Genomic DNA, 16,592 nt, shown 5'->3' with positions numbered 1-16,592 from the left:
TCCGCTGCCGATATGCGGCTCTTCGCAGTTGAGGGTCTAGTCGGGCTGCGCACGTGGCTGACGGTCGGCGTTCACTCAGCCTTCCTCGTCGCGTTCCACAACACCGTGATCAACAGGTGACCTCGCCCATGCATCGACGTCCTCACGAAACCTGCCGTCCCGTCAGATCGCAGAGTGAGACTGGAGTACAGGTCTGGCAACTGAGTCCGCAGTACCGGATCCGATGCAGCGTTGCTATTTCACATCTTTGGCCAGGACGGCGACGGCAACCTTGCCCACCACCGTCGTCAGGACGTAGTTGGTTGAGCTACTGAAAGCGACACCTATGCCGGCTGGAATCGCCTTGGCCATCGCCTTCTGGGTGAAGGTGATGGAAACCCGCTTGAACAACTGCTTGATCGTGACCAAGGCGGGCCCTTTCAGGTACTGGTAGACCAACTTCTCGGCGATCTTCTGGACCGCCGCCTTGCCACCCTTTGTCGCCATCTGTTCTGCCGAACCCGCCAACGCGATCGTGAAGGCGAGGTGCTTCTTGTCCTCACTGCTCAGCTCGGTCTCGTACACCTCGACCAGGCACATGCACATGTCGACCTGGAGCTTGAGTGCCACGGCGATATCAGTGACACCGCCGCCCAAGACTGCGACCGCCGTCCCGATACCTGGAATCACGCCCGGGGCTGCGGTAGCCGCCCCAGCGGCTGCCGAGAGTTTGGAGTACCGGCCTATGATCTTGGCCGCGATCCGGCGCCTGTCCTCCAGGCTCTCGGGCTCCCGCTTGAACTTGTCCTCGAAAGTCGCACGGTAACCGCTTACGAGCTTTGTGGCCGCCTCCGGTGTGATGACGATTGTCTCGACAGCCTTCTGGAGCCGAGATTCGTCGAACTCGCCCGCCGCATGGTTCATTATTGCCCCTCCCGATCCGCTGCACCTCATGAAGAGGGCGACTTGCACTGCGCACACTTTTGTACGCAGAAATCCAATGACATGTGCGGCCGATTACCGAGCCTGACTTTCACGAGTTCGGTCTCGCGGTGGGCCAGGCGAGGAATGGCCGCGGTTGATCCATCGCCGCATTGCCAAGGAGCGTTGCGCCGCTCCAACAGGGCGCACCGCGCCTCGACAGTCTCGACCTGCCACTGGAGCATCCCGAATGAATCTCGTTGTCCATCGCCCGCTCCTGGAGTGGCTTCTCGCAGTTGAGGGGAGACAGAAGGCGTAGCGACCCGCGCCAGCCTCCGTGCCGTGGTCCGGCTGTGCTTATTACGTTTTCCAAAGGGCGCCCCGGCCAGCATGTCCAGCCGGGGCGTACGCATCAGACGTCGTCGTCCAGGCCCTCCTCGCGGCGGATCATCCGCCAGGCGGCCTTGCGGGCGCTGCGGTCCAGGCTGGACTTGAAGCCCTTGTCAGGGCCGAAGTACTGACGGCCCATGCCCGCGATGGTGTCGATGTGGTCGGCCATCTTGTCCGCGAAGACGTTGTCGAAGACGAGCCCGAAGTTGTCCTCGTCGTTGACGACGGCTGCCGCCCGCACCTTGGGGTCGGCCTTGGCCTCCTCGAAGGGCCGGATGACGTCCTGCTCGGTGAACTCGGTGCCGAAGCGTTCGTTGAACTTGTCGATCAGCTGGGAGAGCAGCGACTTCTCCGCTTCTTTCGCGCCGCCCGAGCCGTCGCCGAAGCCCTGCATCATCGTCGGGCCCTCGGAGGTGAGGGAGACGTCGTACTCACCGGTCTTCTCCACCCGCATGTGGCTGAGGTCGACCTCGCCTATGTCCACGCCGCCGTCCGCGCGGCGCGGCAGCCGGTTGAGGAGATAGCGGCCGTAGAGGTGCAACCGCTCCAACTCGGCATCCCGGTAGGGGACGATCTGCGCGAGGAAGCCGTACTTCCTGACGTAGTCGTTGAGGTCGGCGCGAAAGTCCTCCGCCGCCTCCTGGTCGTCCTCGTCCTCGCTCTCCAACAGAGCCGTGAAGCGGGCCACCGCGGGAGAGAGCAGCCGGTACAGCTCGGCGTGCAGCTTTTCCCACTTGGACTGTGAGCCTGCCGCCCTCTCCTTAGCGGCGAAGTACGCGGCCGCGAACTCGTCCATCTCCTGCCCGGACAACATCGCCGCCTGCATGACCCTGCTCTGCGCGGTGTAGAGCAGGTTGGGGTCGGAAGGGAGGGTCATCGCCTCCTCGAAGTACGGGCGGAAGGACTCCTGGATGTCCTCGGCCTCGTTGACGAAGTCCAGTACCGCCAGGTCCCCCTGCGTCTTGCGTTCGGCGGTCCGGTTCAGCCGCGACAGCGTCTGCACGGCGGAGATGCCGGTCAGCGACTTGTTGACGTACATCGTCGTCAGGAGCGGCTGGTCGAATCCGGTCTGGTACTTCTCCGCTACGACCAGGATCTTGTACTCGCTCTGACCTGAACCGCCGGCTCGGGCGGCCTTGTCGTCGGCACGTGTGTACGCGAACGCCTTCGGCAGCGCGCTCTCGGACAGGCCGCCGTTCTCCTTCGGCTCGGTGGTCTCCTCGCCGTCGACGGTGAGTGATCCGGAGAAGGCGACGAGGACGCCAAGGTCGGGGTACTTGGTGTCGTAGTCCCGGTCCTTGATGTAGCTCTTGATGGCGCGCGCCATCTGCACGGCGGACTGCCGCGATGCGGTCACCACCATCGACTTGGCCCGCCCGCCGAGACGGCCCCGGCTGTGGGTCACGAAGTGCTCCACGATCACCTGGGCGTGCTGGGCGACGGTCGAGTCGTGGGTCAGCGCGTACCGGGCGAGCAGGGTGTTCGCCTTCGACGGGTCGACTTCCCGCTCGTCAGGGTTCTGGTTCACCAGCTTCCAGTACGTGTTGTACGTGACGTAGTTGCGCAGCGGATCGAGGATGAACCCCTCTTCGATGGCCTGCCGCATGGAGTACGTGTGGAAGGGCCGGTACGTCGCCTTGCCGTCGATGTTCTGGAGCGTGCCGAAGAGTTCGAGGGTCTTGGCCTTCGGCGTGGCGGTGAACGCGAAGTAGGAGAGGTTCGCGGCGCGGGAGCGCTGCTCGGCCCGCTTCTTGAGCTGCTCGTCGAGGCTGGCGGCCTCGGCCTTGACCGTGGTCGCGCCCGCGTCGTCCGAGTCGGAGTCCAGGCCGAGGTCGCGCAAAGCGGATCGTACGGCGGTGGCGGCGTCGCCGGACTGCGAGGAGTGCGCCTCGTCCACGATGATCGCGAAGCGGCTGCCCTGGATCTCGGTGGGGTTGCGCTGGACGTAGTCGAGCAGCGCCGGGAAGGAGTGCAGGGTGACGGTGACGATCTTCCCGGTGTCGCGGGAGAGGGCCTTGGCGAGCTGCTCGCCCTTCGCCCCGTGCTTCTCGTCGATCTTCACGACCAGGCCCGCGGTCTGCTCGAAATTGCCGACCGTTTCCCGGAGCTGGGCGTCCAGGTTGCGGCGGTCGGTGATGACGATGACCTTGTCGAAGACCGGGACGCCGGGCTTGAGGCCCTTGGAGACGGCTTCGGGGTCGAGTGCGCTGGGGTCGGTGGGGGTGTGCAGGTCGCTGAGGCGGTGGGCGAGCCAGCCGATGGTGTTCGACTTGCCCGATCCGGCCGAGGCCATGATTAGGTAGTCGTGGCCCGCGCCGTGGGTGGCGGCGTGCGCGGTGAGCTTCTTGACCGCGTCCCACTGCTGGAAGCGGGGGAAGACCATCGTCTTGGTGCTGCCGCCACCGGGCGTCTTGCTCTTGTGCAGGTGTACGAACCGCTGGAGCAGGTCCAGCCAGTTGTCCGGCTGCCAGACCTGCTCCCAGAGGTACGAGGTCGCGTACGCGCCGAAGGCGGTCGGAGCAGGGTTGCCCGCGCCGCCCGGCTGACCGGGGCCGTTGGAGCCGGTGTTGAACGGCAGGAAGCGGGTGTTCTTGCCCTTGAGCTGGGTGGCAACGAAGACGAGGTCCGGGTCGACGGCGAAGTTCGCGACGACGCGGCGGGTGAAGATCAGCTCCGTGGGGTCGCGGTCGGTGCGGTACTGCTCCTTGGCGTGCTCCACCCCCTGCTTGGTCAACGGGTTCTTCAACTCGGCCGTGGCGACGGGTATGCCGTTCAGGAACAGGGCGAGGTCGAGCCGGTTGCCCCAGTCGGCCTGCTTGGTCGCGTACTCGAGCTCACGGACGACGGTGAGACGGTTGGCGCGGTACCCGTCGAGTACGGAGTCGTGGGCGACGAGGTTCGGCTTGAAGTAGGCGACGCGGAGCAGGACACCGCGGTCCTTGACACCGTTGCGGAGCACGTCGAGAAGTCCGCTGGTGGCGATCGCCTGGTCGAGACGGCCGGCGAACCCGCGCTGGGCCTCGTTCGGGTCGCCGCCGTAGACGGTGAGCAGCTCGTTCCACTCGTCGGGCTGGGTCGCACCGATGAAGGTGAACAGCTCGTTGGTGTCCAGGCCGAGATCGGCCTGGTAGTCCTGCGGGCGCGCCTCGCGCCAGCCGCGCTCGGCCATGGCGGCGACGATGGCATCACCGAAGGCGGACTCCCCGTGGATAGGGCTCATGGCTACGCGCTCACTCCGTCCGTTACGTTGCGCCCGCTGGCGGTGGAGACGTCGAACTGACCAGTTACGGCAGCGCTGATCAGGGCCTGGCGGCGCTCATCCGCAAGCCTCTGAAACCTCAGGAACGCGTCTGTAATCTGCCGAACACGTACCATGTGGGAATCGAGCGTGCGCACCACTGTGTCTTGTTCGGCGCGCGAAGGAAGGTAGATCGGAAAGGATTTGAGTGAATCGTTGTTGATGATGCGAATACGCGAGTACTGTGCCCACTCGCGAATCTCCTGCTCAGCAGCCCAAAGTTGCCAGGCTATGAACTTTCCACTCACCCCGACCTGAGGGGTAATGGCTGTTAGCTGCTGATTTCCGGTTGCGACGTGGTTCAGGTGCGCAACTTTGCCCAGGGATTCACCGATGCCGGTAATGACCACGCTGCCAGCAGGAAAAAGTGGGGCGCCGTCTCGGTGAGTAGTCTTCTCGGCAGTTGCGATGGACATCCAGGAATCGATAGCGGCAGGCGTGTACCACGGAAGATTGTCCTCTGGTGCGCTCCCATCTGACAGATCATGCAGATCTGCGGGCGTGCTGCCAGTCTGCGTAGACATGGCCGCGCGTCGCAGTTGAACCATATTTTCAGTCGTGCCGCCACCTCGTCTAATGTGGGAACGACCGGTCAAGTCGACTGCTTCAGCCGCGATACCCTCACCGATCAGTGCCGACTGCTCACTTCGGAGGCGCACAAGCTTGTCGATGCGGGCGGTCTCGGCGTCGAGGAAGTCGGCGATGCGGCGCTGCTCCTCCAGTGAAGGGGGGACCGGAACGGCGACCTCATAGGCAGCCTCGCGTGCCAACCCGGGCACGCCCACATCCTGGGACGGTCCTCGAAGGTCTACAGCGTGCAGGACGTAGTAGAGCCAGCGGAGGTCTGCAGAGGTGAACCGCTCATCGATATAATAGGCGGTATCGATGGCGAATCCGCCATCGGGTAGCCAGTGCACAGAGCCGTAGCTGCCTTTCCGGCCAACTACGATGCCTGGCGCACGAAAATTATGCGCATTGTGTCTACCAGAGACTCCGCCGGAGCCAACGACCGGAAAATCTCCGTCGATCCGCGTATCGGTGGCCAGAGAGTCGCCATACGCCATCCGCGTAACGCGCTTCAGGGGAACGGTAGAGATCATTCGGTCACCTCACCCAACAACGCCTGAATTTCCGCCTCCAGTGACTTCAACTCCGCGTCGATCTCCGCCAGCGGCCTCGGCGGCTTGTACACGTAGAAGTGCCGCGTGAACGGGATCTCGTAGCCGATCTTGGTCTTCGTGTGGTCGATCCACGCGTCCGGGACGTGCGGCAACGCCTCGCGCTTGAGGTAGTCCTCGACGTCCTCGCCGAGCGGAACGTTCTCGTAGTCCCGGAGGTCCGCATCCGGCTCCGGCGTGCCCTTGATCTTCTGGACCTCGCCCTCCGGGTCGCGGACGCCGATCGTCTCCCGTACCGCCTTCGCGAACGGCGCGCCCGTCGGCCATGTCAGGCCGGCCGCGGCGACCGCGTCCTTGAGGGCGATGAACGCCTCTGTCTTCGTCGTCCACGACGAGCCGAGTAGCGTGCGAACCGCCGCCACGAACTCCTCGCTCTGCTCCAGCTTCGCCACCGGCTTGGCCTCCGCGAGCGCCGCCAACGTCTCCTCGGCGACCTCGAAGCGCAGCTTCAGCGGTCGTTCGACGGTGATGCGCTGGTAGCCGAAGTCCTCGTTGGCGAAGACCTTGACCTTGCCGTGCAACGGGTGCCCGGGGTCGTTCGCGACCTGGAGAGCCTCCGCGTACAGCCGGGTGATGTCGGCGATGTGGTCGGGGCGGCCGTTCGTCCCGATGCCGAGTTCTTTGCGCTTGTCGCCGAGCGACTTGCGCATCTTCTGCCATTGGTCGCGCGCGTCGAGAAGGACGACCTTGCCCTGGTAGTCGGCGTCCTTACGGTTGGTGAGGATCCAGAAGTACGTCGAGATGCCGGTGTTGTAGAAGAGCTGGTCCGGCAGGGCGACGACCGCCTCCAGCCAGTCGTTCTCCAGGATCCAGCGGCGGATGTTGGACTCGCCGGACTCGGCCGCGCCCGTGAACAGCGGGGAGCCGTTGAAGACGATGGCGATGCGGGAGCCGCCTCCGCCGTTTACATCCACCGGCTTCATCTTCGAGATCATGTGCTGGAGGAAGAGTAGCGAGCCGTCGTTGATGCGCGGCAGGCCCGCGCCGAAGCGGCCGACGTCGCCCAGCGACTTGTGCTCGTACTCGACATCCTCCCTGACCTTCTTCCACTCCACGCCGAACGGCGGGTTGGCGAGGATGTAGTCGAACTTCCGGCGGGCGTGGCCGTCGTCGCTGAAGGAGTTGCCGAAGGCGATGTTCTCCGGGTCCTGGCCCTTGATCATGAGGTCGGACCGGCAAATCGCCCAGGACTCGGGGTTGAGCTCCTGCCCGTACACCTCGACCGTCGCGTCTGGGTTGAGGGCCTTGATGCGGTCGTCGGCGGCGCTGAGCATGCCGCCCGTGCCGCAGGCCGGGTCCATGACCGTACGGACGACACCCGGCAGCATCAGGGCGTCCGCGTCCGGGGCCACCAGCAGGTTGACCATCAGCTTGATGACCTCGCGCGGGGTGAAGTGCTCACCCGCGGTCTCGTTCGACTGCTCGGAGAAGCGGCGGATCAGCTCCTCGAAGATGTAACCCATGTTGTGGTTGGGCACGACATCAGGGTGCAGGTCGAGGTCGGTGAACTTGCCGATGACCTGGTAGAGGAGGTTCGCGGAGTCGAGCTTCCTGACCTGCTGGTTGAACTCGTACTTGTCGAGGACCTCGCGGGCGTTGTCGGAGAAGGCGCCGACGTAGATCTGCAGGTTCTTCGCCGCGTTCTGCGGGTCGGCCGCGATCTTCCGCAGCGTGAGGTCGCTCTTGTTGTAGAAGGAGTGGCCCGAGGCGCGGCGCAGGAAGTGGTCGGTGTCGATCTCCTGGCCCGCGAACTTGGCGACGGTCTCGACGACCTTGTCGCGCGTCGGTTCCAGGACGCACTCCAGGCGGCGCAGCACCGTGAGCGGCAGGATGACCTTGCCGTAGTCGGACTGCTTGTAATCGCCGCGCAGGAGATCGGCGACGGACCAGGCGTGGTTCGCCAGCTCCGTGTGCTTACTGCTGTTCAACGCGTTCCCTTCGATGGCCCGCCCGGCTGGGGCGGTTGGGATCCAGTGTGATCGATGTGTGAAGACGGTGTTGCCGTTCAGGCCAACGGGCTCTCGAGCGGCGGGAGTAGCGCCCCGGCCGTCAGGCCGGTGAGCAGTGCCTGTGCCGTCTCCTCGGCGAGCTCGGCCGTCTGCCGGGCAGCGGTACGCAGTTCGTAGGCGCGGCGGAATGCTGCCCCGTACCGTCGCTGTTCCTCCAGCGGAAGGAGCGGCACGCGGAGCCTGCCTGGCGAGACATGCAGGATGGTGCTGCCTGTGGAGGCTCCGGCGATGTTGTCCTCGGCGCCGAGGAACCCTGCGAGGAACCAGGGATCGAGCCGTGCCGGGTCCGGTCGCAGCAGGTGAATGTGATGGCCGAGTAGAGCCTCGGCGTCCGCCTCATCCGCGACGCGGACCATGATGCCGCTGCCGCCGGCGACGCCGCGTACGAGAACATCACCCGCGGCGACGGTATGCGTCGCATCGGTACGCAGGTCCTCCGCAGTGCCCGACGGGCGTGCGCCGCTGCCGATGTCGGATGCGGTGAGCACCGGGCGTTCCGCACCGTCCGTGTTCGGGCTCCCGGTTCGGGCATCCCCACGGCCGGCAGGGACTGCCGCCCGCAGCAAGGAGAGCGCGCCTCCTCGGGCAAGGTCGGAGACGGTAGCCGTACGCCACGCCCGTGAGGACTCCGTGGCTGCCTTCCACGGTCCGTAACCCGCTGCGCTCTCAAGGGCGTTGAGGGAAGCGGCGAGCAGCTTGCGTCGTTCTTCCGTGCGCTGAGCCACCTCTGCCGGATCGATGTCGACGGGTGCGGCACGCACCTGTCGGGCCGGGGTGAGGTCGACGAGGTCGTCGACGAGGTCAATGGTCGGTACGGCGCGCGCGATGCCGGGTGCGTCGGTGAAGGATTCCGGGTCGTCCGTGTACGCGGTCCAGTGGCCGAGGACCTCTTCGGACAGCGTGTTCCAGTCCACGCCCGTGCGACGGTGCCGCAGCCGGGAGTACGCGTCCCGCGGTGAGCTCGGCGGGCCTTCGCGCTGGTCTCCGCTCACGTCCACGAACAGCACGGACTTGCTGTCCGTGCCACCCGGCTCGGGGCGCTGGAGGACCCATACGTGCATGCCGATGTGCAGAGGCGCGGAAGCGCCGATGGGAAGGCCGACGACGGCGCGCAGCGCACCACTGCGTACGAGTTCGGCGCGGATACGGCGGCCGGAGGCACGGGCGGCTGTGGCCGGCGGCAGCACCATCACCGCGTAGCCGCCGGGCTCCAGATGCGCCAGCGCGTGCTGCGTCCAGGCCAGTTCCGATTCGATCCGCGGCGGCACACCGTAGGCCCACCGCTGGTCGTACGCGAGCTCTTCGTGCCCCCAGTCGCGATCGCCGTACGGCGGATTGCAGAGCACGCCCCCGACCCTCAACTCCGGGAAGGCGTCGGCACGCAGGGTGTCTCCAGCGCGCACGGTGACCTGTGCATCGGGCGCTGACAGCAGCAGGCGTACGGCGCTGCGCTGAGCCTGTACGGGCAGCGAGTCCTGGCCGTACAGCTCGGTCGCGCCCTGTCGGGCCGCTGCCGCGAGCAGACTGCCACTGCCGCAGGCCGGATCGAGGACTCGTGTCGTGCGACCGGGCAGGAGTCGTGCCATGAGGTCCGCGAGCCCCAGAGGTGTCTGATACGTACCGCTGGAAGCCGTGTCGTCCAGTTCACGTTCGGCGAGGACGTCGAGAGTGCTCTGGGCGCCCTCATCGCGTACGCAGCGGATCAAGGCACGGAGAGCGCCGACGTCGTCCGTACGGAAGTGAACGGCCTCCGCCTCCGGGACCGAGCCAGCCAGCTCCGCTGTCGCGCTGTCGGCCTGGGCGATGACGTCGGAGTCCGGCAGTTCATCAAGAGCGGTGAGCTCGTTCGCGCTGCGCCGTGACGTCGCGAGGACGAGAGGGAACAGGCGTGCCGCGACGCCGGCCCCCGACCCGTGGAGCCGCAGCACGGTACGCAGCTCCTCGGACGGTGTGGCGGCCGACGACTGCCCGCGTGCCTCCAGCCATCCCCGTACCGCCTCCAGGTCGTAGAGCGGACTGGTGTCGGTGCCGCCGGACGGGGCCGGGAAGTCGTCGTGCCGACGGCGCCAGTTGCTGACAGTGGCGCGCGTGACACCCGCGATACGGGAGATTTCGGCGGCGGTCACCTGGGCTGATGGCTGTGGCATGGGTTCCTGGGCCTCTCGAGAGCGAACAGTAAACACCCTACAGCGGCCGTCAAATCCGTCAAGGCGTTTGACAGTGCTTTCACGGTAATGCTTATCTGGTTGAGCTTCCGGTTGGCAGCACCTTTCACGGCATGAGCCCGTGGGGTGGTCGCTGCCTTGCCGGCAGCGCGGTGCCGACACGTGCACCGCTCTTCTGATCCCGAGGGGGGACACGCCATGCACATCACCCTGCCGACCACGGTCGTCGAAGGCATCCAGCTCACCGTCATGCCGTTCCGCGCGGACGCCGTGATCGGGACCATGTCCGTGCCGACGCTCGTCCAGCTCGTGCCCTCGCCCCGCCGCGAGGAGGACGCCAAGACACTCAAGGCCGCGGCCGGCGCGGTACGGCGTCATGCCGAGCTGCGGGCCCTGGTGCAGCGGGCGCTGAAGTCCACGCAGAAGGGGAAGAACGTCGGCTCGTACGCCGAGTACATAGCCGACGGCGTGAAGGGGGAGCTGGGTGCCGGCTGGTCCACGCCGCCGATCACGTTCTGGCACGCCGGACCGCTCGCCGCGCTCAGCGACGAGCTGCTGCCCGGCACCGGACTGCGGACGTTGACCATCACGCCCGGCACCTGCGTCGTCGCCATCGACGGCGAGACGCAGACGACGGCCTGGCACGAGCTCTACGACGACCCCGAGCGGTACGGACTCACGTACGCCGAACTCGCCCAGGTGCGTGTCCCCTTCGAGCTGTACGTGGACCTGTCCGTCGCCGACGCGCGGCAGATCTTCTACGACCGCAATGTGCAGGGCGTCGTCGTCGCCAAGAACCTGGCCATGTCCATGGACCAGCGGGACTTCGCGACCCGGCTCGCGCACCGTCTCGCCGATGCTGTGAAGGTCGATGTCGACGACAAGCTCGTACCGTTCACGAAGCTCGTCAACGCCAGCAAGCGGCAGGTCGGCAAGACCGACCCGGAGGTCGTCACCCTCTCCGCGCTGCGCGCCCTCGTCATCACCGCGATCTACGGGCGTGCCGGACTGTCGCGCTCGGCGGAGACCGTCCACGAGGACGAGCTCCCCGCAGGTACGAACGCCGAGCAGGTGGAGGGGAGCGTCGTCCCCACGCTGGCCCGGCTGATCTCCGACCACTTCCCGCACTTCGCCTCGCGTAGTGCCATCACCGCGCCGGCCGTACTCGCGGGCCTCGGCATCGCCGTGCACCAGACCACCCCGTGGGCCGACCCGATGAACGCGCTGGGCGCCGAGGACCTGCACCGGCTCCTCGCCGACATCCAGTGGGACCGCGAGGCCCGCTACTGGGACGGCGTCGCGGCCAAGGCGAGTGCCACCGGACGCCTCAACTTCAGCGGCGGCGTCAAGGACTCCGGGGGCCGGGTCGCCGACGCGATCCTCTACCCCGGCACCGAGGCGGGGCGCAAGATCCGCGGCCAGTAGCACCGGATCTCACGCACAGCACCAGCCCGGCCCGCCATTACGGCGGGGTCGGTATCCCGAACCACCCCGGCATCACGCCTACTTGGAGCACGCCATGAACACTCCGCAGTATCAGGGCCCCGGTCCGTACAACACTCCCCAGTACGTCGTCCCGACCCCGCCGGTCCCCTTGCCGCGCAAGCCCTCGCGCGGCAAGGCATGGCTCACGCACGGCGCGGTCGCCTTCGTCGCCCTGTTCATCGGCACGGGTATCGGTTCCAGCGGGGACGCCGACGCGGACACCAAGGCCGGCGCCTCCGCGAAGCCCGGGCCGACGGTGACCGCGACCAAGACCGCCGAGGCCGGTCCCGCGCCGACCGTGACCGAGACGGTGACCGCCAAGCCGAAGAAGACCAAGGAGGCTGGTCCCGCGACCAGCTTTGGTGGGGACGGAGAGTACTTGGTCGGCGAGGACATCAAGGCAGGGACGTACAAGACCGCAGGCTCGGACGGTTCGTTCGGCTGCTACTGGGCCCGGCTGAAGGACGCCAGCGGAGAGTTCGACGCGATCATCGCCAACAACAACCTGAAGGGCCCGGGCCGAGTGACGCTCAACAAGGGCGAGTACTTCGAGACCCAGCGCTGCCAGGAGTGGAAGAAGGTCGGCTGACCGGCCGGCGCATCACCTTCGCCACCGCGACAGCGAACACGGCAACGCATCGACACGAGGGAGGGGCTGCTTGGACACGACTGGTGAGCCGGAACTGACTGTGTATCAGCGTCACCTGACACAGCTGCTCAAGGGTGATGACCGGCAGAACTTCCAGGCCCTGATGGTCCAGGCCCGGCATATCACCACCCGGTCGTACGAGACCAGTCTCTACGACCACCAGCAGACCTTCCGTCTCCTCTGGCACCACCTGGAGCACACCGGTCACCTGCGCCGCGCCCACCACGACGCCCGCGACCGTATTGCCACCGGACGGGTGACCGCGGAGGAGGCCGAGGAGCTCGAACTCTTCCTCACCCTCTACGCCCGAATCCGGGTCGGCACCACCGGCTGACGTAGCGCTGAGCGCCGCTTCAGTAGACGCCCGAAGTGCTGGGGACTCCACTGACATCAGGCGGGCCTGGGAACGAGAGCTGGCGTCGCTCGACACCGGCAACAAAGCCCTTGTGTTCATGAGGGCGGACGTGGACGAGGGCGAAGGCCGCGAGAGGTACTACGTGGGTCGCTGCGGCTTGCCGTGCCGGACGAGGACCTTCGCAGGCCTCCGGTGATGACGAAAAACGATATGGAGTCCTTCCCGGTTCTGTTGAACGGCTGAGGTGCGACGGGGCCGCTCGCGTGGGGCGGCCCCCGGCATGGCTCCTTCGCGCCCTTCCCTGGATTGTCATGCCCACGTACGGTGACTGGGTCCATTGTCAAGGGACCCGGGGCAACCGGGTCAAGGAAACGGGGGAAAGGCGATGCTGTCCTCGCGCGCGCGCAGCGCCCGGTCGCTTCTCATAGGTGCGGTGTTATTGGCACTGCCGGCGACCACTGCCTCACCGGCCGCTGCCTTACCGGCCTCCACAGGCACAACAACTGCGACCACCACCGACACTACCGGCGAAACCTCGAGGCCGACCCGGGCATCGAGCGGAGAACGGCCCGACCAGTCGTATCCGAACATCGATGTACGCGGCGACAAGAGCGTTCAGCCGACTGCCGGGCAGATACGCGCGGCAAAGGAACTGGACGGTGCCGCCGTCCGCTGGGGGCGTTACGGTACGCCGCGGCTGGTTTCCCCGGAGGGGAAGAAGGCCCTCACCGCCGCCAGCTCCACCGACCCGGGCACCATCGCGCTGAAGCATGTACGCGACCACGCCGACCTCTACGGTCTCTCCGCCGCCGAGCTCTCGGCCCTGAGGGTCGTCAAGTCCTACCGCACCGAACACAATGGTGTGCAGCACGTCTTCATCGGCCAGGCCGACAACGGCATCCCTGTCTATGGCGGTCGGCTCTCCGTCGCCGTGGACACGAGCGGCCGCATCATCACCGCCACCGGCAGCCTCATCCCGGACGCGCATGCGGACGGTACGGCGACGAAACTCGATCGCAAGGCCGCGCTGGGGCGCGCCGCTGCCTCCGTCGGGACCGATGACCCCGCCGGTACGAGTACCGCCACCCGGGTCACCTTCCCGCTCGCGGACGGTGCCCGGCCTGCCTGGCGGACCACTCTCACCGCGGACAACGGGCATCTGTACGACACCGTGGTCGATGCCGGCAGCGGCAGGATCCTGTTCCGCAGCGACCTCACCCACAACGAGGGCGAGGGCCGGGTCTTCACCGGGCAGAACCCCACCGCGGGCGACGCCTCGGTCGTACCGTTCAGCGGTCTCGGCCGGCCCTGGGTCAGCGGGAGGGTGACCACCGGCAACAACGCCGAGGCGTCCCAGAACCTCGACGGGGCCGAATCGCTCGGCTACCAGCCGCAGACTCCGGCCGCCGGGGACCCGGCGTACCAGCACTTCAACTACACCTTCACCGACGCTTTTCGCAGCAGCGGCGGCACGGACCTCACCACGGACCGGGACGCGGTCGTCACCCAGGCGTTCTACTACACCAACCGCATGCACGACTTCCTCTACGGACTCGGCTTCGACGAGGCGTCGGGCAACTTCCAGGAGGACAACCTCGGGAACGGCGGCGCGGGCGGCGACCGCGTCCAGGTCTACGTCGACTACGACGCCGACGGTGACTCCGCGTGCAACGCCAACTTCGGCACCCCCGAGGACGGCCAGAACCCCACCATGCGGCTCTTCGTCGGCCGGGACTCCTGCGGCCAGTTCAACACGCACCGCGGTATGAACGGTGACACGGTCGCCCACGAGTACAGCCACGGCCTGTCGAACCGGCTCGTCGGCGGTGGCGAGTTGGGTGACGGCGAGCAGACCGGTGCGCTCGGCGAGGGCTGGGGCGACGCCATCGCCACCTCGATGTGGAGCGACCCGGTCTACGGCGAGTACGCCAACGGTGAGCCGACGGGCGTCCGCCGCTTTGCCTACGACGACAGCCCGCTCACCTACGGTGACCTCTGCGAGGGTGGGTGCGAGGTTCACAATGACGGCGAGATCTGGGCCACTGCCATGTGGAACATGCGCACAGCCCTCGTTGGCGCGCACGGCAACGCCACCGGTAAGCAGCAGCACGAGCAACTCATGGTCGACGGCATGAAGATGACCCCGTCGACCCCGGACTTCCTGGACGCTCGCGACGGCATCCTCGCCGCCGACCGGGCCGACTACGGCGGCGCCAACCAGTGCCTGCTGTGGGGCGTCTTCGCCTCCCGCGGCATGGGCGCAAGCGCCTCCTCGCCCAGCCAGGGCGAGGCGAACCCGGCGACCGACTACCCCGCGAGCTGCGCACCCACCGCCGATGCGGGCGGACCTTACACCACCAAGGAGGGCTCCGACGTCCGGCTGGACGCGAGCGGCAGCAGCAGTCCGGCCGGAGGCGCCTCCTACGCCTGGGACCTCGACGGTGACGGCGCGTACGACGACGCCACCGGAGTCAGTCCGCTCTTCGACCGGGTGGGCCAGGATGGTACGTACACCGTCGGTCTGCGGGTGGGCAACGCCGCCGGATCGGACACGGACACCGCGACCGTGACCGTGACCAATGTCGCTCCCGCCATCACCTTCACGGTCAAGGGGCCGCGGGAGGAAGGCGGCAAGCTCACCGTCAGCGGTACGGTCACCGACCCCGGCTGGCTCGACCCGCTCACCGCCACCATCGATCACGGTGACGGCAAACCCGTACCCCTTCCCGGCCAGTTGGAGAACACCCGGCCGGATGCCACCCTCACCTTCAGCAAGGAACTGGTCTTCGGCGACAACGGCACCTTCACCGTGAAGGTGTGCGGCAGCGACGACGACACGACGACCTGCCAGGATGCCGAGATCACCGTGGTGAATGTCGACCCGACCGCAGCGATCGACACCTCGGAGGCGGTCCAGCTGGCCGGCGGGAAGACGATCGTCGTCCATGCCGGGGAGGGGAAGGAGTACGCCGGGCGGGTCACCGATCCCGGCAGCGACGATGAGACCATGACCTGGGCGTGGGGCGACGGCACACCCGACACCAGGACCACGTCGCTCGTCAATCCACCGGGCACCGACCCGGCCCGCAGCCCCAGTGTCCAGCCGCGCGACGTGACCGACACCCAGGGGCACACGTACGACAAGCCGTGCCTGTACGACCTTTCGTTCACGGCCCGCGACGACGACGGCGGCACCGGCTCCGACCGGACCCCGCTGATCGTCCAGGGCAACGCGCCGCTGTCGCTGCTCGCCGACGTCTGGTACGTCAAGTATCTGACCGGAGACCTCACAGGCCTCGGCAAGGAGCGGCTCGATTGCTACCTGAAGATCGTCCAGCACTCGAGTGCGGTCTTCTCCGAGACCCGCGACGTGTCCACGCAGGAGAAGGCGGCGCAGACACTCTTCCTCTCCCTGCTCGACCCGGAGCGCACCTTCGACCGCCAACTGCTGACTGCCTGGCTGAACTTCGCAAATGGGTCCTTCGACCCCGACGAACTGGTCGACACCAACAGTGACCTGAAGGCGGACACCCCCTTCCTGGAGGCGGTGCAGCATGCCGAGGCCGTACGGCTCGACCCGGATGCGACACGGCAGGAACGCGCCGAGCAGGTGGCGATCCTGACGTGCATCAACATCCCGCTCGTATGACGCGGATGCACATGTGCCGCGCGGCCGTCGTCACCCTGGTCCTCGGAGTGACGGCGGCCGCCTGTACGGGCTCGTCGGAGCCGGCTCCCGGTGGTGGAGGGACGACGGAGCCGAGCTCGGGATCCAGTGCCCCGGCATCCCCCGCGCCCCCTCGGACGAGCGAGCCCGGTCCGTCGGCCTCGACGAGCATCCTCACCGAGGGCGACAGCGGGCGCACGGTGACCGTCGGCAGGGGTGGAACGGTGCAGCTGCGGCTCTCCGGCCGATGGCGCTGGGAGGCTCCCTCGGTCGACGGCGACAGCATTGTGCTCGTACGGCTCGACTACGAATCCGATCCCGGCTTCCGTGCTTGGGAGGTGCGCGCGGTCCACCCGGGCGACGCTGTCATCCAGGCCAACGGACGGCCGGGGCCCAGGAGCTTCCGTATGGCCGTGCACGTCGTCGGCTGACCGGTCGGCGCATCACCTTCACCGTCGCCTCCGCATGACCATCGCCGCCCGACAGCGAACACGGC

General features: G+C 67.1%; 10 protein-coding genes. 5 read left to right on the top strand and 5 right to left on the bottom strand.

The window, feature by feature from the left end:
- Positions 1–234 precede the first annotated feature (234 nt).
- The 5 genes from OH809_RS06540 to OH809_RS06520 form a co-directional block, all read right to left on the bottom strand.
- Positions 235–951, bottom strand: coding sequence for an EcsC family protein (locus tag OH809_RS06540; protein WP_406423285.1), 717 nt, complete (start codon positions 949–951; stop codon positions 235–237).
- Between the two features lie 361 nt (positions 952–1,312).
- Entirely contained in the window at positions 1,313–4,510 is a 3,198-nt protein-coding gene (locus tag OH809_RS06535; RefSeq protein WP_406423286.1) for a type I restriction endonuclease subunit R, read from the bottom strand.
- Between the two features lie 2 nt (positions 4,511–4,512).
- Complete coding sequence (locus OH809_RS06530) at positions 4,513–5,688, bottom strand: restriction endonuclease subunit S (protein WP_406423287.1); 1,176 nt, start codon at positions 5,686–5,688, stop codon at positions 4,513–4,515.
- Positions 5,685–7,694 (bottom strand): N-6 DNA methylase, encoded by a 2,010-nt coding sequence (locus OH809_RS06525; protein WP_406423288.1) that lies wholly within the window; start codon positions 7,692–7,694, stop codon positions 5,685–5,687. Before OH809_RS06525 ends, OH809_RS06530 begins: the two co-directional genes overlap by 4 nt.
- A gap of 77 nt (positions 7,695–7,771) precedes the next feature.
- Complete coding sequence (locus tag OH809_RS06520) at positions 7,772–9,922, bottom strand: N-6 DNA methylase (RefSeq protein ID WP_406423289.1); 2,151 nt, start codon at positions 9,920–9,922, stop codon at positions 7,772–7,774.
- Positions 9,923–10,138: 216 nt separating this feature from the next.
- Here OH809_RS06520 and OH809_RS06515 point away from each other — a divergent pair, with 216 nt between their 5' ends.
- The 5 genes from OH809_RS06515 to OH809_RS06495 all read left to right on the top strand — a co-directional run bounded on the left by OH809_RS06515 (position 10,139) and on the right by OH809_RS06495 (position 16,527).
- Entirely contained in the window at positions 10,139–11,365 is a 1,227-nt protein-coding gene (locus OH809_RS06515; RefSeq protein ID WP_406423290.1) for a DNA sulfur modification protein DndB, read from the top strand.
- A 94-nt stretch (positions 11,366–11,459) separates the two neighbouring features.
- Positions 11,460–12,014 (top strand): hypothetical protein, encoded by a 555-nt coding sequence (locus tag OH809_RS06510; protein ID WP_406423291.1) that lies wholly within the window; start codon positions 11,460–11,462, stop codon positions 12,012–12,014.
- Between the two features lie 70 nt (positions 12,015–12,084).
- Positions 12,085–12,408 carry a hypothetical protein gene (locus tag OH809_RS06505; protein ID WP_406423292.1) on the top strand — a complete coding sequence of 108 codons (324 nt, stop codon included), beginning with the start codon at positions 12,085–12,087 and terminating at the stop codon, positions 12,406–12,408.
- 454 nt (positions 12,409–12,862) lie between these two features.
- Positions 12,863–16,078, top strand: a complete 3,216-nt coding sequence (locus OH809_RS06500) for a M36 family metallopeptidase (RefSeq protein ID WP_406423293.1) — start codon at positions 12,863–12,865, stop codon at positions 16,076–16,078.
- Positions 16,075–16,527 carry a hypothetical protein gene (locus OH809_RS06495; RefSeq protein ID WP_406423294.1) on the top strand — a complete coding sequence of 151 codons (453 nt, stop codon included), beginning with the start codon at positions 16,075–16,077 and terminating at the stop codon, positions 16,525–16,527. Before OH809_RS06500 ends, OH809_RS06495 begins: the two co-directional genes overlap by 4 nt.
- The last annotated feature ends 65 nt before the right edge of the window (positions 16,528–16,592 follow it).

It is taken from the genome of Streptomyces sp. NBC_00873, from assembly GCF_045207415.1.
Classification (GTDB): Bacteria; Actinomycetota; Actinomycetes; order Streptomycetales; family Streptomycetaceae; genus Streptomyces.
This window is presented reverse-complemented; position numbering and strand designations above follow the sequence as displayed.